Raw genomic sequence first — 17,183 nt, 5'->3', positions numbered from 1 at the left:
CCGGACATTGCGGGGGGTCTGAGAAGCCGAGCATCCGAAATGGTGCTAAGCCTGGGCACGGCGCGGTAATTGGTGTCACACTTTCTGTGACGGCTGGCCCGCGACCTCGTTAAGAGCCGATGACACAGGACACCGCGCACATTTTTCTTACCGGCGGCAACCTTCCCCTCGAACCCAATGGCTTCGTCGGCCGTGAGGCCGATGTGGAGGAGCTCATCGAGTTGTTGAGCGTCGCCCGGCTGGTGAGCCTGTGCGGGGCGGGAGGCATCGGCAAGAGCAGGCTGGCGGTCCGGGTGGCGTCCCAGGTGGCGGCCGAGTTCTCCGGGGGCGTCTGGCTGGTGGAGCTGGCCGAGGCGGTGCGGGACGAGCTCCTCGTGCCCCGGGTGGCCGCCGTGCTCGGGGTGAAGGCCGAGCCGTCGCGCCCGCTGGCCGACACGCTGCTCGACGCCCTCGGCGACCGGCAGCTGCTGCTGATCATCGACAACTGCGAGTCGCTCATCGAGGAGTCCGCCCGGTTCTGCCGGACGCTGCTCACGGTCTGCCCCGAGGTGCGGGTGCTCGCCACCAGCCGGGAGCCGCTCCGGGTGGCGGGGGAGACCGTGTGGCGGGTGCCGCCGCTCACCCTGCCCCGGCCGGGAGGCCACGACGTCCGTACCAGCGAGGCCGTGCGGCTCTTCATCGACCGGGCCGGTGCCGCCTCGCGCGGCTTCACCGCCGAGCACAACGCGGGCGAGATCGCCAGCCTGTGCGAGGCGCTCGACGGGATGCCGCTCGCCATCGAGCTGGCCGCCGCGCTGTGCAGGGTGCTGACGGTGGAGCAGATCCACGCCCGGATCAGGGACCGGTTCCGGCTCCTGTCCGCCGGGGACAGAACGGCCCCGGCCCGGCATCAGACCCTCAGGGCCACCGTCGACTGGAGCTACCAGCAGCTCAAGGAGCCCGAGCGGATCCTGCTGCGGAGGCTGGCGGTGTTCACCGGGGGCTGGACGCTCGACATGGCCGAACAGGTCTGCGCCGGCAACGGCCTCTGGGCCGAGGACGTCCTGAGCGTGCTCTGCGACCTGGTCGACAAGTCCCTGGTCCTGGCCGACGCCGAGGTCGCGGGCCAGACCCGCTACCGGATGCTGGAGACGATCCGCCAGTACGCCGCCGAGCAGCTCGACGTCTCCGGCGAGGAGACCGAGCTGAGGCGGCGGCACCGGGACCACATGATCGAGATCGCCGGCCGGATCCACCGGCTCATCGTCCGCCGCCCCCGCCCCACCTGGGCGGAGATCTGCCCGATGCTGGTCCTGCTCGACGAGTTGCAGGCCAACGTGTGGGCTGCGGTGCGCTGGTCGGCCGAGAACGACGACCCGGAGAGCGCGCTGCACCTGCTGGTGCTGCTGCGCTGGCCGACCATCGCCGGTGGCAGGTTCACCCCCGCCGACCAGTGGCTTGACCGCCTGCTGGAGGTGGAGTCGCCGGTGCTGACCCCGCGCATGCGCGGCGACGCCCTCGTGCTCCGCGGTCAGGTGGCCTTCGGGCAGGGCGACCCCGAGGCCGCGCGGAAGGCCTGCGTCGCCGCGGCCGAACTGTGCCGCGCGACGGGCCTGCACGGACCGCTGAGCGGGGCGCTGGCCATCCTGGCCTGGGTGGCGATCTACCAGCGGAGGCCGGATCGGGCCCGGTGCCTGCTGGACGAGGCCCTGGAGGCGGTGCACCGGGTCGACGACCCGTGGCACGAGATGGTGATCCGCGCCATGGAGGGGACGTTCGCGCTGTCGGAGGGGCGGGCCAAGGAGTCGCAGCGCTCTTTCGAGGCCGCGCTGGCCATCGCCCACGAACTCGACAACCACTGGGCCGCCCCGGTCGCGCTCATCGGGCTGGCCCAGGTCGCCTGGGTCCGGGGCGACCTCGCGGAGGCCCGCGCCTACTACGAGCAGGCCCTCGACCTGCTCCAGGACATCACGGCCCACTGGCAGACCATCACCTGCCTGTCGGGCCTGGGCCGGATCGCCCTGGCCCAGGGGGATCTCACCACCGCCCGCGCCAGGCTGATCGAGAGCCTGCGCCTGTGCCGGGGGACCGGCCAGCGGCTCGGTGTGGCCCGGCGGATCGAGACGCTCGCGCAACTGGCGCTGGCCGAGGAGGACGACCGCCGGGCGGTGCGCCTGGCGGGAGCCTCGGCCGCGATCCGGAGCGCGATGAGCGGTTCGGTGCTGCCGTCCGGCTTCGGCGCGCGGATGGAGGAGCTGCTCCAGCCCGCCAGGGCCAGGCTCGGCGACGCGCTGGTCGCCCAGCTGTGGGCGCACGGCCAGGAGATGTCCCAGGAGCAGGCGGTCCGCTACGCGCTGGAGGGCGACGAGCGGGCCGGCACGTCCCCGCTGACCGGCCGGAGCCCGGCCGCGGCCCCGCTCACCACGCTCACCGGCCGGGAGTGGGAGATCGCCGATCTGGTCGCCAGGGGGCTGAGCAACAAGGCCATCGCCGACGAGTTGGTGATCAGCCCCGCGACCGCGGCCCGGCACGTGGCCAACATCCTGGCCAAACTCGGATTCTCCTCCCGCATCCAGGTCGCCACCTGGGTCATCGAGCAGAATCGCGGCTGAGGGGTGCCACCCGGTCCCTACACACCGCCCCACCCGGGTCTACACATCGGCCGCCGCCGTAGATACATCTCCGGATACGCACTCCGGAGCATGCGCCGGACCCGCCGCCCGCCGTACGTTTCCCTGGTGTTCGACCGATGACGCCCAGCCTTCCGGGCCGTGCCCGCCACCATGGCGGTCCGGTACGGCGGGCCCACACCATCCCTGGCGTCTCGGTCGGGCACATCGGGAACGTCGCGTGTCCCTCCGACGGCCGAGGTCTCCTCGGAGGGGTGGGGACTACAGGCCATGGGTCACGTGACAGCGGGCTCGAGCCGCGCAGGGCTCGGGCCCGCACCGCGTAGGCGGGGCCGAGCCCGCGTTTCCCGGCAGTCTGGTCTCCCGCGGAGTGCCCGCGTCTGCGAATGGCGCCGGTCGCCGTGTTTCCCGAGAGGATCCTGAGGAGGAGAGAGCCGGGAGAGGGAAGGTCCCGAATACACACTCATTTACATACATCTGTCGATGCCCGTACCGGAAGGTCGGCCGTACCGTCGGCACCATGAGACCCACCTCCTCGTCCATCAGGGGCACCGTCACCGAGGCGGTGTTCGGTTGCGCACGCGAGAGAGGTGACCGGCCCGCACTGATCGATCTCGGCGCCGGCGCGGTGTACGGCTACCGCCGCCTGGCCGAGGAGGTGACACGGGGGGCCTCGGGGCTGGTCCGGCGGGGCGCCCGGCGACGGCAGGTGGCGGGCATCCACGTGGACAACGCCGCCGCCCAGACCCTCGCGGTGCACACCGTCATCGCGGCCGGTGGGGTGGCGGCGCCGATCGCCTCCCGGAGTGGGCGGATGGCCGAGCTGCTGGCCCAGTGGGACGCCCGGCTGCTGATCACGACGCCCGGCCTGGCGGAGACGTCGCTGCGGGCCGCCGACGTCTCCAGGGTGCGGCAGGTGATCACGTTCGGCCAGGCGCGCGACACCGTCGACTTCGCCGACCTGCTGCTGCTCGCCCCCGGGCCGCTGCCGCCCCTCGACCCGTCCGTCCAGCCCGCGCTGCTGGCCGAGGACGGCGGCGTGTTCACCCACGAGGATCTGATCTGGCGGATGCACGAGCTGGACAAGCAGGCCGTGCTGGAGAAGTCGGACGTCCTGCTGGTGACCTGGCCGCTGGCATGCACTCTGGCCCTGACCACCCTGGTCGGGCTGGCGCTGATGCGCGGCTCGCTGGTCGTGGTGGCCCCGGGTCTCGCCCCCGACGAGCTCTCGGCGACCCTCCACGACTTCGGCGTCACCGTCCTGACCTTGCTCGACGGCGCCGTCCAGCGGGTGTAGGCCGGGGTACGGAGCCGTTGTCCACGCGAGTCTTGACGCCCTCCGCCGTCAAATGCGTTGCCCAACAACATCGCCGGAGCTCAGACCGTCCCCTGCAATCAGCAGACGGCCGCCGCGCTGCTCGCCTCCGTGCCCACGATGACGGTCTACGTCCTGCTCGGCCGGTTCTTCACGCGCGGCCTGATGGCCGGGGCGCTGAAGGGCTGATCGGGGCCGGCGGGTGAGTCGTCCGGCGCGGTCCGGTGGCACGGCCGGATCACGTCCCGCTCCAGGGGCGCGTGGAGGCGCGGCCGGAGCGAGGCCGATCTCCTCCACGAGCCCCTCGCGGGTCGGACGGTACGGCTCCGCGACCCGGCCGTCGGGCGCGCGTCGCGCCCGTCAGGTCAGGCGAGCCTCCACTCCTGGTTGGGCTGGCCGAAGATGCAGGTCCACTGGTGGATGTTGGCGCCGTCGTGGGTGCTCACGCCGGACACGTCCAGGCACTTGCCGCTGTGCCGGGCGACGACGGCGAAGTAGCCGCTGTCCCGCTGGACGAGCCTCCACTCCTGGTTGGGCTGGTTGGGCAGGCAGGTCCACTGGTGGATGTTGGCGCCGTCCTGGGTGCTCACGCCGGACACGTCCAGGCACTTGCCGCTGTGCGTGGCCCGGAGGGTGTAGTAGCCGTCGCTGGTCGCCACCAGGTTCCACTCCTGGTTGGGCTGGCCGAGGATGCAGGTCCACTGGTGGACGTTGGCCCCGGTCTGGGTGCTGACACCTGACACGTCCAGGCACTTGTCGCTGTGCCTGGCCACCAGGGTCGTCCTGAACCTGGCCTCCGGCTGTCCCGGCGCGCCGCTGTCGGCACTCGCCGCCGGTGCGGCGACGAACGGGCCGGCGAACAGAACGGCGGCCATAACCAGGGTGCGACCTGCGTTAACGAGTCTCATGGAGCCTCCCAAGGTGCTCTAGAAAGATCAACGAGTTCTTCGTAGCATGGATGACCGAGAGTGTCGGCGCATTACGTTCCGTGATCGAGCGCGTGTCGCGGCGCCGGCGTTCTCCACGCCGCCCGCCGCTCCGGCCATCCCGCTACGGGGTGGCCGGGGGCCGGGGCTCTCCCGGCCTCCGGGGGCGAGCCGGGTCGGCGGCTCGATCCGCGGCGGGACCCGGCTCGCCCGCGACGCGGCGGTGGAGCGGCTCGGCCCTGTCCCGCACGGCCTCCGGGGCGCCCCCCGTGATCCCTGCCGGCCGCCCTGTGGGAGGGTGGGGCGATGTTCGAGCGGGGGACCGGGATGTCGCGGGCGCTGCTGATCGCGGGGTTCGTGCTGGCCTCGTTCAACCTGCGGCCGGCGCTCGCCGGAGTCTCACCGGTGCTCGACGAGATCATGGCCGATCTGGGACTGAGCGCCGCCGGAGGCGGGGCGGTCACCACCGTCATGCTGGTCTGCCTGGGGGTGCTCGGCCCGCTCGCCCCGCTGCTGGCCCGCCGTTTCGGTCTGGACCGCACACTCCTGGCCGGGCTGCTGATCCTGGCCGCCGGGGTGCTGCTGCGCGGCGCGGGCGGCGTCTTCGAGCTCTACGCGGGCGCGGCCGTCGCCGGGACCGCCATCGCCATCATGAACGTGGCGATGCCCGGCGTCGTCAAACAGCACTTCCCCTCGCGGATCGGCCTGTTCACCGGGATATACGTCTCCGCCCTCGTGCTGGGCGCCACCGCCGCGGCCGGGCTGACGGTCCCGCTGGAGCGCGCCACCGGGTACGGCTGGCGCGAGGTGACCGCGATGGCCGCGGTTCCGGCGGTGGCGGCGGCCCTGCTCTGGCTGCCCCAGGCGCTGCGGTCCCCGGTACGGCCGAGCGGAGCGCCGAGGCGGTTCCATACGCTGCTGCGCACCCCGATGACCTGGTTCGTCACCCTCTACATGGGGTTGCAGTCGCTGACCTTCTACATCATGCTCGCCTGGCTGCCGACGATCTTCCGGGACGCGGGACTCCCTGCGGACCAGGCGGGATATCTGCTCGGCCTGACGAACCTGGCCCAGGTGGCGGCCACCCTCACCGTCCCGGTGCACGCCGGGCGGGCCAGGTCGCAGCTGCCCCACGTCACCGTGGCGACCGTCCTCACCATCGCCGGATACGCCGGCGTACTGGTCGCGCCGACCACCGTCCCCTGGCTATGGATGATCGTCCTCGGGATGGGACAGGGGGCCTCGATCACGCTGGCCCTGCTCATCATCACGCTCAGGGCCTCCGACCCGGCCGAGGTGACCGCACTGTCGGCCGTCGCCCAGTCCGTCGGGTACGTGCTCGCGGCGCTCGGCCCGCTCCTGGTCGGCGCGCTCCGCGAGATCTCGGGCGGCTGGACGCTACCGCTGCTGGCCGGGCTCGGCGCGTGCGTGCTCCAGCTGGTCGCCGGGTTCCCGGCCGGACGTCCGGCGCAGGCGGGCGCCGGGGGGGATCCGCCCGGCGCCCGCACCGGGCCGGCGCGGTGACCGCGGTGTTATGCGATGGCGGCTCCGGCTGTCGGCCGGGTCTCGTCCATGGGACGTAGCTCGTCGGCGTAGCTGACCGAGACGCGGCGCATCACGCCGCTGTCGCTGATCGAGTACTGGCCGAGGCGCCAGAGCGGCGGCGAGTAGGCGTGGATCGAGACGCTGCCGTCCACGGCGCCGGTCAGCCGGTGGATGTGGTCGGGGCCGAAGGAGAACGACTCGCCCGCCGAGACCACGGTCTCCAGGTGCTCGCCGCCGATGCGGGGATTGCACTCCCGCAGCGTCCCGGCCACCACCCGGACCGCGCCGGAGGAGATGTCGTGGTCGTGCCAGCCGGTGTCGTCCTCCGGGCGCCAGCACAGCAGCCAGACGTCGACGTGGGTGTCCCGGTAGAGGGAGACGTAGTGGCGGCCGCCCTCCTGCGGGAAGTCCACCAGGTCTTTCCATCGGGACGGGTCGGCGGCCAGCTCGTCGACCAGGTCGCGGAGCTCGCGCCGGTCGAGGGCGCGGGCCGGCAGGGTGTCGTAGCTCATCGCCGGCCTCCCCGGAACGCGCGGCGCTCACGGCCCTGGGACTGGTTCACGTTCACTTGCGCGACTCCTTTCGGTTCAGCAGGCGGCCGGGGTTGACGACCGCCACGGCGTGCCGGGCGGCGTCGCCGAGCGCGGGGTCGGGGGCGGTGGCGTAGGGCTGGTCGGAGCCGTTGACCACGACGTCGACGCCCAGTTCGCGGATGATCGCGTCGATGGCGCGCGGGCCGTAGGAGGAGGTCTCCAGGAACGTTTCCGGGTCCACCCGGCCCCGGCTCCCCCCGCCCCGGTTGGTCAGCCGTTCGGAGTGGAGCGGGGCCAGGCCCGCCAGCAGGGCGAAGCAGACCCGCAGGCCGGGGTGGCGCGGGCGGCCGAACGCGGCGAAGGCGAACCAGGCTGCGTGCATCTGCTGCACGTACGGCACGACGGCGGGCCACCAGCCGGGCCCGGTGGGCTCGGCCGCCGGTCCCGGGTGCACGAAGAGGGGGAGGTCACGCTCGGTGAGCACGTCGAGCAGCGGGGCGACCCTCGCGAGGTCCGCCCCGTTCCCCGCGGCCGTCGCGGGCAACTGGAGCCCGGCGAACCCCTGGTCGAGGGTCTTGGTGAGTCTGTCCGGGTCGATCTCATCGAGGCAGGTCGCCGCCCAGGCGCCGAACGGGGCGGGCAGCGCGAGGGCGTCCTCGTGGTAGGCGTCGATGATCGGCCAGGCGTCCTCGGCCGGCAGTGACTCGATGCCGAGCGGGCTGGACAGCGAGACCAGTGCCAGCTCCAGACCCTTGTTGAGCGTGAGGCGCCCGGCCAGGTCGTGGTCGCCGGGGTGGACCCGGTAGGCGGGCTCACCGGCCAGGTGCAGCGTCCACCCGTCCAGGCGGGGCGGTGTCCCGCGGCGTCGGAGCGCGTCCACGAACGCGGGGGTCCACAGGTGCTGGTGCACGTCGACCGCCATTTCGGCCCCTCCTTTCGAGGTATTCCCTACCTAGAATATAGGCAACAGTCCTGACCTTACCGCACCCTGGGTGACGCGATTCAGTGAACCGATTCAGTGAACCGTTTCACCTTATATGTGTCAATGCCATAAACCGTCCTGATCTGGTGGAGGACCCATCCCGGGCAGAGGGCGAGGCATAGGGTGGACTGGTGCCCCAGCCCCGGAAACGAGCGACGATACGCGAGGTGGCGAAGGCCACCGGCCTCTCCCCCGCGTCGGTCTCCTACGCCCTGCGAGGGATGCAGGTGTCGGAGGAGACCATCGAACGGGTGCGCCGTGTCGCCGCGGAGCTCGGCTACGAGGCCGACCCGATCGCCCGGGCGCTCGCCAGCGGCCGGACCGGGGTGATCGGTCTGCTCTGCGGCTCCCTGGAGGACCTCTGGCAGCAGGCGCTGGCCGTCGGCATCGGCCGGGCTCTCAAGGACAACGACCGCTACGCGCTGATCCTGGACGCCGCCGGCGACCCGGCCCGAGAGCGCACGCTGGCCCGGCAGCTCCGCGACCAGCGGGTGGACGCACTGATCGTGCAGCCGGTGGATCCGGCGGCGCCGCTCTGGGCCGAACTGTCCGAGAGCCTGCCCGTGGTGTCGATCGGCGACGCGCTGGCCGGGGCGCGGACGGCGGGGGAGGTCGTGTTCGACAACCGCGCGGGCGTCACCCTGGCGCTCGAACACCTGCGTGACCGGGGCCGGCGGCGCATGGCCGTTCTCACCCCGACCAGGGCCAGCACCCCTGACCGCCCCGCCGACGTGCACGTCATGGCCGAGGCGGCCCGGCTCGGGCTGGACATCGAGGTGGTCACCGCCCCCCAGGCGCTGGCGGACGCCACGGAGGTGGCCGACCGGATGCTCGCCGGCGGGCACCGGGCGTTCTTCTGCTTCGCCGACTCCATCGCCTACGGGGTCTACGCGGCGTCGGCCGAGCGGGGCCTGCGGATCCCGGACGACGTGTCGGTGATGGGCTACGACGATCACCCCATGTCGGGCCTGCTCACGCCGGGCCTGACCACGGTCGACTGGGACATCGACGGCATCGTCCGGGCGGCCGTCCGCATCGTGGTGGCCGCCGCCGACGGCAACACCCGCCGTCGCCGTATCGTCCAGGCCCCCGAACTCCGCGCCCGCGGCTCGGTCGGCTGACCTCTTCCGGGGCGGTGGCCGCCCCCGCCCCGGCCGGTGGGGGAGTGGGGGAGGGGGCGGCGGTTGAACCGCCGGAGGTGACGGGAGCGGTCGCCCACCCGCCGGACGGGCCGGATGGGCGCCGTCCGGGGTGGCCGATGCCGGTGGTGCGGTGGAGGGTGACGGTGGTGTCAGTCACCGAGGACCAGGTCGAGCAGCCAGCTCACCAGGCTGATGATGATCGCGCCCCAGAACGCGGCCCAGAAGCCGGCCACATGGAACGACAGGTGAAGCTGGGCGGCTATCCAGCTCGTGAGCAGCAGCAGCCCCGCGTTCACGACCAGCGCGAACAGGCCGAGCGTGAGCACGTAGAAGGCACAGCCGAGAAGCTTGATGATCGGCTTGAGCACCGCGTTGACGACGCCGAAGACGAGCGCCACCGCGACCAGCGTGCCGATCTTGTTGGGGGTGGTTGAGGCGGACACCGTGATGCCGGCCACGATCTGGGTGGCCGCCCACAGGGCGACCGCCACAGCCAGGACCTTGATGATGATTCTCACGTTTGGGCATCCTCGCATGGGAGATCGGACGAACGATAGATCCGCACCGTCGGCGGCGGATATACCTGGACACTAGACACTTCAGTGGCCCCCGCGGCGCCTGCCGGGTACGGATCCGGGGGACCGGGTGCCGGGTGCGGGGTCCCGGAGCCCGATGATCCCTGGGCGAGAGATTGCCGGGTGATGACGATGCCCCTGGACGGACGGGGGAAATGGCACCGGGGAGAAGACGCGAACCGCCGAGGGAGCCCCACCATGTCCGACGTCACGTCCAACGACTCCGGGGCCGCGGGCCGTACGGTCGTCTCGCGGGAGATCCGGCTCGCCTCGCGGCCCACCGGCTGGCCGGTGCCGGAGAACTTCGAACTCGCCGAGGTGAAGGTGCCCGCCCCCCGCCCGGGACAGGTGCTCGTCCGCAACCTCTGGATGAGCGTCGATCCGTACATGCGGGGACGCATGAACGACGCCCGGTCCTATGTCCCGCCGTTCGAGATCGGCGCGCCCCTCGAAGGCGGCGCGCTCGGAGAGGTCGCCGAGTCGGGCGCGGCCGGTCTCGCCCCCGGTGACCTCGTCCTGCACGGGTACGGCTGGCGTGACTACGCCCTCGTCGACGCCGCCCAGGCCCGCAAGGTCGAGGAGATCTTCGGCGTCCCGCTCTCGGCCTACCTCGGCGTGCTCGGCATGCCCGGTCTCACCGCCTACGTGGGCCTGCTCGACATCGCCGCGTTCAAGGAGGGCGACGCGGTCTTCGTCTCCGGCGCGGCCGGTGCGGTGGGCGGCCTGGCCGGGCAGATCGCCCGCCTGAAGGGGGCCTCCCGGGTGGTGGGCAGCGCGGGCTCGGACGAGAAGGTCGCCTACCTGACCGAGAGGCTGGGCTTCGACGCCGCCTTCAACTACAGGACGGGCCCGGTCCGCGACCTGCTCGCCCAGGCCGCCCCCGACGGCATCGACGTCTACTTCGACAACGTCGGCGGCGATCACCTGGAGGCGGCCGTCGACGCGCTCAGGAGGTACGGCCGGATCGCGATGTGCGGCGCGATCTCCGTCTACAACGCCGCCGAGCCGCAGCCCGGTCCGGCCAACCTCTCCCAGATGATCGGCAAGCGGCTCACCCTGCGCGGGTTCATCGTCTGCGACCACGCCGACCGGTTGCCCGACATGACCGCCGAGGTGGGGGCCTGGCTCCGCGACGGCGAGATCACCTTTCAGGAGACCGTCGTCGACGGCCTGGAGAACGCCCCGGCGGCCTTTGTCGACATGCTCCGCGGTGCCAACATCGGCAAGATGATCGTCCGCTTGACCCGCTGAACATGCATGATCGACACGATCTCTGGGCAGAAGGGGCCTGAGGGGGTGGGTCAGTTGGAAACGGATGAATTTGAGACGTTGTCGGCCCATGAGCTACATGATCGCGCGGTCCGCTACGCCGTGCACCACGGAGACTTCGCCTTCCTGTGGGAGCTGCTCAAGGTGATCCCGGCGGCGGAGGCGTCCACCGGGAACGAGGACGAGACGGCCAACGATCTGAGCCGGGTCTCGGCTCTGCTCAGCGATGCCATGGCGTCCGGCGAGGGCGAGCTCGGCGACGCGCTGCGCCCCTTCTACATCGACTACCTGTCCAAACACCGAGACGCCTAGGCCGCCACCCGCTCTGGCCGCTTGGATAGGGTGTCGGCAGAGTTATGAGGAGGAAGCGTCATGGCGCTGGTGAAGGTGGAACGGACCGACGACGGGTTCGTGGCCCGCAACGACCGCGGGGCCGAGGTCGCGATGGGCGGCGACGAGCAGGGGGTGTTCACCCCGGTGGAGCTCCTGCTGGCCGCGCTCGGCGGCTGCAACATCGTCACCGTCGAGCCGCTCACCGCCCAGCGCGGTCACCGGCTGGCCCGCCTGGCGATGACCGTCCAGGCGGAGAAGGTCGAGCCGACGCTGCTCGGCACGATCACCGTCACCTACGACGTGGAGTACCCCGAGGGTGACGAGAAGGCCGCCGAGGTCTTCCGCGCCGTGGCCCAGCGGGTCGAGGACAAGTACTGCACGGTGAGCCGGGCCCTGCGGGAGAAGAGCGAGATCAGCCTCGAACTGCCCGAGTGATCCGGGGGCGGACGGCCGTGACGCACGGGGTCTCGCGTTGATCGACGGCGCCCGGTGGGGCCACTCGGTGATACCGGGTCATCTCCGGGTGTAGGCCCAAAATCAACCCGCGTATGACGTGCTCCTTACATTTGGTTCTGTACTGTTGAAGCAGGTCAAGGGGTTCTGCGAAGCCCGGGGGGAGCATTGCAGAGACTTTTCACCGGATACAGGACGCGAGGGGGATCGCGTCCCTGAGCGGAGCCGCCGGAGTCTTGGGGGAGACGATGGAGGGGCCCGCGAAGAGGCCGGGGCCGGACAGTTGGGGGACTGTCCGGCCCCGAGTCTGTTGCGGGGCCGGACGGTTCGAGGACCGTCCGGCCCCGATGTCGTCCCGGGGCCGTCGCGCGGTCGTTCGTGTTTCCCGCCGCCGGAGCTGCTGCTAGAGTTACCTCCGTCGCAGGCGCCGCTAGCTCAGTTGGTTAGAGCAGCTGACTCTTAATCAGCGGGTCCGGGGTTCGAGTCCCTGGCGGCGCACCACGGTTCAGGCCGATGACCGGGCACCTTCCACCATGTGGACGGTGCCCATAGTCATCTATAGAGGTCCGTCCATGTGTGGGCGGTCGCCACACGGGCGGCCCTCCCCGCTCGGCGTCCACGCCGGGTCCGGCCATGTGCCGGCGGTCGTCGCGGTCCGGGAGGGCGTTCAAGCTCGGAAGCGTCCGGTTCGGGAGCGTCCGGCCCGCGGGTGACTCCCGATGCCCCTTCCTCCGGAACCCCGGCACTTTTCGAAACGCCGCGGCCCTAGATCCACCCTCTCTCCGCCGCGCGCAGTCCGGCCTCGAAACGGCTGCGGGCACCCAGACGGCTCATCATGTCGGCCACCGCCCGCCGCACCGTTCTGGGGGAGATTCCCAGGTGCCGGCCCGCTCTCGCGTCGGTGAGCCCCTCGGCCAGCAGCCGGAGCAGTTCCCGCTCCTGCGGGGACAGCCCGGCATCGTCCTTCGCCGGAATCGAGTCGATGGGCAGGGCAGAGGCCCAGACCTGTTCGAAAAGGGCGAGAATCGCGGCGACGGCGCCCCTTCCGGTGACCTGGACCGCACCGGCCGCGCTGTCGGCCGGATCAAACGGGACCAGGGCCACCTGCCGGTCGTAGATGAGCATGCGGACCGGCAGGGTTGGAGCGACCCGAACCTCGGCTCCGATGTCGACCAGCCGGCGGGCATAGGCCAGCGTGGCCGGGTCCTCGCGGAGGCGGTCCATGCCGACGCTGCGGATCGTCACCCCCCGTTCACGCACCCGCCGGTCGAGGGTTATCGCGGAGTCGATCACGGCCGGGTCCCGGGGGGCGGCCGTCATCAGGCTCGCGATTTCGACCTCGGCCCGCAGCGCGAGCCGTTCGATCCGGGACCGGATGGCGTCCATACCGATTAGCCGTTCGGTATCGGGGCGTGAAACATCTGTTTCCAGGCCGGCGTACTCGCTGATCAGTTGTGTCATCGCCGCCCGGCTCTCGGCGAACTCCTGCCGCTGACGGAGGAGTTCGCCCTGATGTCGCGGTGAAAGAGCCCGAAGGCCGATCTCGGGGTTGACGGGTGACAGGGTCTCCGGTGATTCCCGGGAAGGGCGGAGCGGCGCCGGTGTGACGAGTTGGTCGAGTGCCGCGCGGATCTGATCCGCGGGCGCGGAGAGTTCCGCGGCGATCCCCTTGATGTCGAGGTCATGCCTGGTCAGCAGGGGACGACGGGTTTTTCGGCAAGGGTGTCCAATCCCAGAGCGTTCAACATCCCGTCCCTGTTTTCCTGGTGATCCGAGATGAGTCATCCGGTAAATCCTTACCTCCTCGGAGTTGCTCCGCAAGTGTGGGGATGAGCTGCTTCCGGTGAGTGGCCGCATGCTGAAGTGTCGTGTTTCCGGATTAGACCACGGCCGGTGTCGGATCATTCCGCTGCGGAGCACGCGAGGCACACCGACCATCGCCGGACGGCGTGGAAAATGGCGCGTGCCGAGGAATAGGGATATATCACGCGTCCCAGGGGGAGGCGAGGTCGTCCCGCCCTTTGGCCGATTCGAGAATCAATACTTAGAAGGTAGGTAATGGGGATAATGGTGGCCGCCGTGGCAGACGCTGCGCCCGCCGTGATCGTCGTACCCGCGGGGCCCCGGCGGTTTTCCCGGGAGGCCGGGGAGGGGCTCACGGGCGACATCCCGGGCCGTTCCCTCTTCCGCCCGGCCTGGCGGCACACCATGCTCAACGCGAGACGGGGTCCAACCGCTTGACCTCCTCCCCGCGCCTGAAGGCGGGGGTCTCCACACTCAAGGAGTCTCGATGAACGTCGTCACCGCACGCCAAGCGTTTCCGGGAGGTTGCGAGGGCCGCCCCGGTAGACCTGGGAGGCCCGGCGGGTGTTCTCCGCGTAGAAGAGGACCGCGGCCCACGATCTGTCCGCCAGGCCGTACAGCCACATGACGGAGGTGCCGTTCTCGTCGCGGCCACGGCTGTGCGCACAGTCCGGGATCAGCGGCCCCGTCACGAACGGCTCGGCGGAGTAGAGGCCGTCCGGCGATAAAGATTTAAGGTGGAGTCAGGTTGACTTGGCCGCATGTATCCATTCCGTGAAATGGTCATCGTTGAACCAGGCGGTGCTCTCGCAATCCCAGGAGGTTAGGGAATAGACGCCGTTCGTTGAACTGACGGGTATTCCTTGGGCAGTCATTACTCCCCTGAAGCTCAGATGTACCGCGTCGTAATCAAGACGTACCGCCGTCCAGTCGATCTTCGCTTGCCCGTTTCCGGGAATGCCGTATAGTTCGGCTAAAGTCGTGATGTCCTCAGGGCCGTCAATGTTGAAAATCCTCGCTTTTGGAATATCGATGGAGATGTGATGCTCGTTTAATTCTGATTTATCGACCGGCACGAAGGAGCTGTCGATCGCAGCCAGCCAGGAACTTCGGTTTGCTTCTATTAGTGAAGATGTCCAGAGTACTCGCGGCGGTTTTCCGCGGAGCGGAGCCCCATTCTGATCGCCGAAATTAACACTCTTTTTTGGATTTCCGAAGTGAACTTGTGGCGATGATGCCCTCGTGAGGTGACGGGAAATCGGATGATGGTCTACGACGTCGGCCAGAACTCGGGCCATCGCTAGAATGTCTCTATCGGTGGCGGGGGGGATCTCGTCCGGATCGTCGGCCCCCTCGGAGACTCTCAGTGCCGCTACAACGCACATCTCATGAAGATTCCAGTAACTTCGATTTCTCCACCAGTCGTCGGCGAACTTCAACCAGCAGGCGGAGTTGCGCCCAATGGGCGAACGGAGAATCTCGTCCAGTGTGGTGGACATCCATCATCCTCGTTTCTTATTATACAACCATGTGGCGACAGCGACGCCTAAATTGGGATATTTTGGATGACGTTGAGAAGGGGGAATGTCCCATAAAGCTTGGAAGGTGAATTTTTGGCGGCCTTCAGAGAATAAGCTCTCAGGAAGGGGCACACTCACCGTATCGCCCGTCATGTTTACTGGGCATTTTTTCGCTTCGATGTCACACGCCCAGCGCCCGTCTTCTGCAACCCCTTCGAGGTTTTTGTGATCTTCCCTGAAGAATCGTACCTCGACCCAGCTGGGAGCAACCGGTGTAAAAAATTCCAATGTGTATGGAGCTTCAGAGCGTGTGGGATCGGGCCAAGGGGCTGTGACGGGCATGTCTCTATTCTTGTCGCCGTTGATTGTAAACCAATCCGCGTGGAAGATCTTAAGTGGTCGGCCGTTGAGTCGCGTCAGGGGGGCGGACATTATGTTGGGATTGTTTTTCTGGTTCCGCCATCGATCCCACTCGCCCACACTTGTATAAGTTGCGGTCGCGGTGCATCCGTTACATAGAGTCGTAGTGATGAGCATGGAAAGTAGAGCTGCAAAAATAGACGAACACCTGGCTTTCGGCCTCACCTGAGAGATCATCTCATTAGCCTCTCGTGCTGAACTACGCAAGGGTCTGGATGTGAACGGATGAATCCCGTTCACATCCAGACCCGCTTCAATTTATAGATTTTTTTGTGTCCACCTAACACGTGAGGCTGCGCGGATCGCTGTCCTGGCTGCCGCCAAAACTTCCTCCGTTGGCATCGTCGTAGTAACCACTGCCGTGACCCTTGTATGTTCCGGCAGAGCACGCTATGGCACTGTTCGTGGACACATAACTCTTGTTTAATACGGTTTTGTCGCCTCTGGTGCCTACCTGATCCCACCCGAACAGGCTTTCCTTGAGTAGGTCGACTGTTACTCGAACTCTCGGCTGAGCGCTAGTGCAGGTGACGCTGGCGGTTACATTTATGTTTCCGTTGACATGGCCGGAGTGGTGTGGCTGGTTTGTTTTCAGCGAGCAGACACACGTCGGACAGACGGCCATCGGGCTCAGGGATTCGGAAGGGGCGATTTCCCCGTTGACGAGAGGAGTAAGAATGGCAACCCCCTTCCCGTCACCGGGATCTGCGGCTTGTGCCGCTTTTGTAGTCAGCATCGAAACCATGGCGACCAGGAAGGCGACCGTTAGTATGGAGGTAAAGATAGGGAGGAGACGGGTGGTGAATTGCATTTATTCCTCACTTGTTAGGGGTTTGGAGGTTTTTTGAGATTGAATACAGCCATATATAACGTTCATGTTTTCCGGTGCGATCTGTGTTTTCCCGAGCAAGAGAAGGCATGTCTCCAGAGATCATTTCTAACACATGTAGAGTCGTCCAGTAAATACGTTTCCGGGGGATTTCTGGTAGGCTACGTTTCGGTGCTTCGGGATTACCGGATTTAGTCAGGTGATATTTGTGGTTCAAACCGCTTGACTTACCTAGTGTTTGAAGATGCTTACACTTCGATGAGATGATCTCGGCGACTTTCACGTTGGGTAGCCGTGTGCGAAGTGAGTGAGAACGAGTGCGGCTTTGATGATGTCGCCGATTCTGCTGGGGCCGGCGGTGATGCGCTGGAGGGTGCGGCAGCGTTGGGTGAGCAGGGCGAAGCCTCGTTCCCAGGCGGTGCAGGGCGCGCAGGAGCGCGTTTCGGGTGCGGGTGCCGGGGGCGAGCGGCCGGCCGTCGGCCGGTTGTCTGACCGGAGTGAGAACGCCGGCGCCGTCGTAGCCGGAATCGGCTGGTGTGGGAAGATCGTCCGCGTCTCCGAGCTGTCGATCCCCCTTGGGTCAGTCGTGGTGGGGGGTGTTCTGTTCCAGAGACCTGATCACCTCGTCCAGCGATCTGATCACCTCGGCGACCACCTCCTCCGGGGTGGTCGCGGACACGTCGAAGGTCAGGTCGGCGACCTCGGCGAACAGCGGTCCCCGGCGGGCGCGCTGGGTGGTCAGCATCGCCTCCAGGTCCGGCTCGAAGTGCGGGCGGTGCTCGCCGGAGCGCATCCTCTCGGCGAGTACGCTCGCGGGCGCGTCCAGCCAGACCACTAGGGCGCGTATCGAGTCGTGATCAACCTGTGGGATTCGCCTTCGCGTCGGGGCTTGGACCGGTAGATCTTGCTGCGTGACGCGAGTGCAACTG

General features: G+C 68.5%; 17 protein-coding genes, 1 tRNA gene and 1 pseudogene. 9 read left to right on the top strand and 10 right to left on the bottom strand.

Annotated features, from left to right (window positions below; genetic code table 11):
- Nucleotides 1-119: 119 nt before the first annotated feature.
- From ACWEF2_RS07920 to ACWEF2_RS07910, 3 genes and pseudogenes are all read left to right on the top strand, one after another.
- Nucleotides 120-2,591: an ATP-binding protein gene (locus ACWEF2_RS07920; RefSeq protein ID WP_453812985.1), complete on the top strand. Its 2,472-nt coding sequence runs from the start codon at nt 120-122 to the stop codon at nt 2,589-2,591.
- 538 nt (nt 2,592-3,129) lie between these two features.
- Complete coding sequence (locus tag ACWEF2_RS07915) at nt 3,130-3,906, top strand: AMP-binding protein (RefSeq protein ID WP_453812983.1); 777 nt, start codon at nt 3,130-3,132, stop codon at nt 3,904-3,906.
- A gap of 63 nt (nt 3,907-3,969) precedes the next feature.
- Nucleotides 3,970-4,113, top strand: a pseudogene (locus ACWEF2_RS07910) (carbohydrate ABC transporter permease); the annotation flags it as partial.
- Nucleotides 4,114-4,289: 176 nt separating this feature from the next.
- Here the strand turns inward: ACWEF2_RS07910 and ACWEF2_RS07905 are convergent.
- Nucleotides 4,290-4,832 carry an RICIN domain-containing protein gene (locus ACWEF2_RS07905; protein WP_355592343.1) on the bottom strand — a complete coding sequence of 181 codons (543 nt, stop codon included), beginning with the start codon at nt 4,830-4,832 and terminating at the stop codon, nt 4,290-4,292.
- 324 nt (nt 4,833-5,156) lie between these two features.
- Between ACWEF2_RS07905 and ACWEF2_RS07900 the strand changes: the two genes are divergently transcribed.
- Complete coding sequence (locus ACWEF2_RS07900; protein WP_453812980.1) at nt 5,157-6,374, top strand: CynX/NimT family MFS transporter; 1,218 nt, start codon at nt 5,157-5,159, stop codon at nt 6,372-6,374.
- A gap of 8 nt (nt 6,375-6,382) precedes the next feature.
- On the opposite strand, the gene ACWEF2_RS07895 is transcribed toward ACWEF2_RS07900, so the two are convergent.
- Both ACWEF2_RS07895 and ACWEF2_RS07890 read right to left on the bottom strand, forming a co-directional pair.
- Nucleotides 6,383-6,907, bottom strand: coding sequence for a cysteine dioxygenase (locus tag ACWEF2_RS07895; RefSeq protein WP_453812978.1), 525 nt, complete (start codon nt 6,905-6,907; stop codon nt 6,383-6,385).
- Between the two features lie 52 nt (nt 6,908-6,959).
- Nucleotides 6,960-7,850: an amidohydrolase family protein gene (locus ACWEF2_RS07890; RefSeq protein WP_453812976.1), complete on the bottom strand. Its 891-nt coding sequence runs from the start codon at nt 7,848-7,850 to the stop codon at nt 6,960-6,962.
- A gap of 191 nt (nt 7,851-8,041) precedes the next feature.
- Between ACWEF2_RS07890 and ACWEF2_RS07885 the strand changes: the two genes are divergently transcribed.
- Complete coding sequence (locus ACWEF2_RS07885; RefSeq protein WP_453812974.1) at nt 8,042-9,031, top strand: LacI family DNA-binding transcriptional regulator; 990 nt, start codon at nt 8,042-8,044, stop codon at nt 9,029-9,031.
- A 170-nt stretch (nt 9,032-9,201) separates the two neighbouring features.
- On the opposite strand, the gene ACWEF2_RS07880 is transcribed toward ACWEF2_RS07885, so the two are convergent.
- A complete protein-coding gene (locus ACWEF2_RS07880; RefSeq protein ID WP_453812972.1) occupies nt 9,202-9,570 on the bottom strand; it encodes a phage holin family protein in 369 nt (122 codons plus the stop codon).
- 255 nt (nt 9,571-9,825) lie between these two features.
- Here ACWEF2_RS07880 and ACWEF2_RS07875 point away from each other — a divergent pair, with 255 nt between their 5' ends.
- From ACWEF2_RS07875 to ACWEF2_RS07860, 4 genes are all read left to right on the top strand, one after another.
- Entirely contained in the window at nt 9,826-10,878 is a 1,053-nt protein-coding gene (locus ACWEF2_RS07875) for an NADP-dependent oxidoreductase (protein ID WP_453812970.1), read from the top strand.
- 45 nt (nt 10,879-10,923) lie between these two features.
- Nucleotides 10,924-11,208: a hypothetical protein gene (locus tag ACWEF2_RS07870; protein ID WP_453812968.1), complete on the top strand. Its 285-nt coding sequence runs from the start codon at nt 10,924-10,926 to the stop codon at nt 11,206-11,208.
- Nucleotides 11,209-11,268: 60 nt separating this feature from the next.
- Complete coding sequence (locus ACWEF2_RS07865) at nt 11,269-11,664, top strand: OsmC family protein (RefSeq protein ID WP_453812967.1); 396 nt, start codon at nt 11,269-11,271, stop codon at nt 11,662-11,664.
- A 442-nt stretch (nt 11,665-12,106) separates the two neighbouring features.
- Nucleotides 12,107-12,183, top strand: a tRNA-Lys gene (locus ACWEF2_RS07860).
- A gap of 264 nt (nt 12,184-12,447) precedes the next feature.
- Here ACWEF2_RS07860 and ACWEF2_RS07855 read toward each other — a convergent pair.
- From ACWEF2_RS07855 to ACWEF2_RS07830, 6 genes are all read right to left on the bottom strand, one after another.
- Nucleotides 12,448-13,068: a LuxR C-terminal-related transcriptional regulator gene (locus ACWEF2_RS07855; protein WP_453812965.1), complete on the bottom strand. Its 621-nt coding sequence runs from the start codon at nt 13,066-13,068 to the stop codon at nt 12,448-12,450.
- Nucleotides 13,069-13,982: 914 nt separating this feature from the next.
- Nucleotides 13,983-14,177 carry a hypothetical protein gene (locus ACWEF2_RS07850; RefSeq protein WP_453812963.1) on the bottom strand — a complete coding sequence of 65 codons (195 nt, stop codon included), beginning with the start codon at nt 14,175-14,177 and terminating at the stop codon, nt 13,983-13,985.
- A gap of 51 nt (nt 14,178-14,228) precedes the next feature.
- Nucleotides 14,229-14,984: a hypothetical protein gene (locus ACWEF2_RS07845; RefSeq protein WP_453812961.1), complete on the bottom strand. Its 756-nt coding sequence runs from the start codon at nt 14,982-14,984 to the stop codon at nt 14,229-14,231.
- A 3-nt stretch (nt 14,985-14,987) separates the two neighbouring features.
- Nucleotides 14,988-15,347: a hypothetical protein gene (locus ACWEF2_RS07840; protein WP_453812960.1), complete on the bottom strand. Its 360-nt coding sequence runs from the start codon at nt 15,345-15,347 to the stop codon at nt 14,988-14,990.
- Between the two features lie 358 nt (nt 15,348-15,705).
- On the bottom strand, nt 15,706-16,236 hold the full coding sequence (locus ACWEF2_RS07835; RefSeq protein WP_453812958.1) for a hypothetical protein: 531 nt from the start codon (nt 16,234-16,236) through the stop codon (nt 15,706-15,708).
- Nucleotides 16,237-16,834: 598 nt separating this feature from the next.
- Nucleotides 16,835-17,089: a shikimate kinase gene (locus ACWEF2_RS07830; RefSeq protein WP_453812956.1), complete on the bottom strand. Its 255-nt coding sequence runs from the start codon at nt 17,087-17,089 to the stop codon at nt 16,835-16,837.
- Nucleotides 17,090-17,183 lie beyond the last annotated feature (94 nt).

The organism is Streptosporangium sp. NPDC004631, assembly GCF_053601935.1.
This window is presented reverse-complemented; position numbering and strand designations above follow the sequence as displayed.

Excerpts from the sequence above, each read along its gene's own strand:
- ACWEF2_RS07920 (WP_453812985.1), top strand. The coding sequence starts at position 120 with ATGACACAGGACACCGCGCACATTTTTCTTACCGGCGGCAACCTTCCC.
- ACWEF2_RS07915 (WP_453812983.1), top strand. The coding sequence starts at position 3,130 with ATGAGACCCACCTCCTCGTCCATCAGGGGCACCGTCACCGAGGCGGTG.
- ACWEF2_RS07905 (WP_355592343.1), bottom strand. The coding sequence starts at position 4,832 with ATGAGACTCGTTAACGCAGGTCGCACCCTGGTTATGGCCGCCGTTCTG.
- ACWEF2_RS07900 (WP_453812980.1), top strand. The coding sequence starts at position 5,157 with ATGTTCGAGCGGGGGACCGGGATGTCGCGGGCGCTGCTGATCGCGGGG.
- ACWEF2_RS07895 (WP_453812978.1), bottom strand. The coding sequence starts at position 6,907 with ATGAGCTACGACACCCTGCCGGCCCGCGCCCTCGACCGGCGCGAGCTC.
- ACWEF2_RS07890 (WP_453812976.1), bottom strand. The coding sequence starts at position 7,850 with ATGGCGGTCGACGTGCACCAGCACCTGTGGACCCCCGCGTTCGTGGAC.
- ACWEF2_RS07875 (WP_453812970.1), top strand. The coding sequence starts at position 9,826 with ATGTCCGACGTCACGTCCAACGACTCCGGGGCCGCGGGCCGTACGGTC.
- ACWEF2_RS07865 (WP_453812967.1), top strand. The coding sequence starts at position 11,269 with ATGGCGCTGGTGAAGGTGGAACGGACCGACGACGGGTTCGTGGCCCGC.
- ACWEF2_RS07855 (WP_453812965.1), bottom strand. The coding sequence starts at position 13,068 with ATGGACGCCATCCGGTCCCGGATCGAACGGCTCGCGCTGCGGGCCGAG.
- ACWEF2_RS07845 (WP_453812961.1), bottom strand. The coding sequence starts at position 14,984 with ATGTCCACCACACTGGACGAGATTCTCCGTTCGCCCATTGGGCGCAAC.
- ACWEF2_RS07840 (WP_453812960.1), bottom strand. The coding sequence starts at position 15,347 with ATGCCCGTCACAGCCCCTTGGCCCGATCCCACACGCTCTGAAGCTCCA.
- ACWEF2_RS07835 (WP_453812958.1), bottom strand. The coding sequence starts at position 16,236 with ATGCAATTCACCACCCGTCTCCTCCCTATCTTTACCTCCATACTAACG.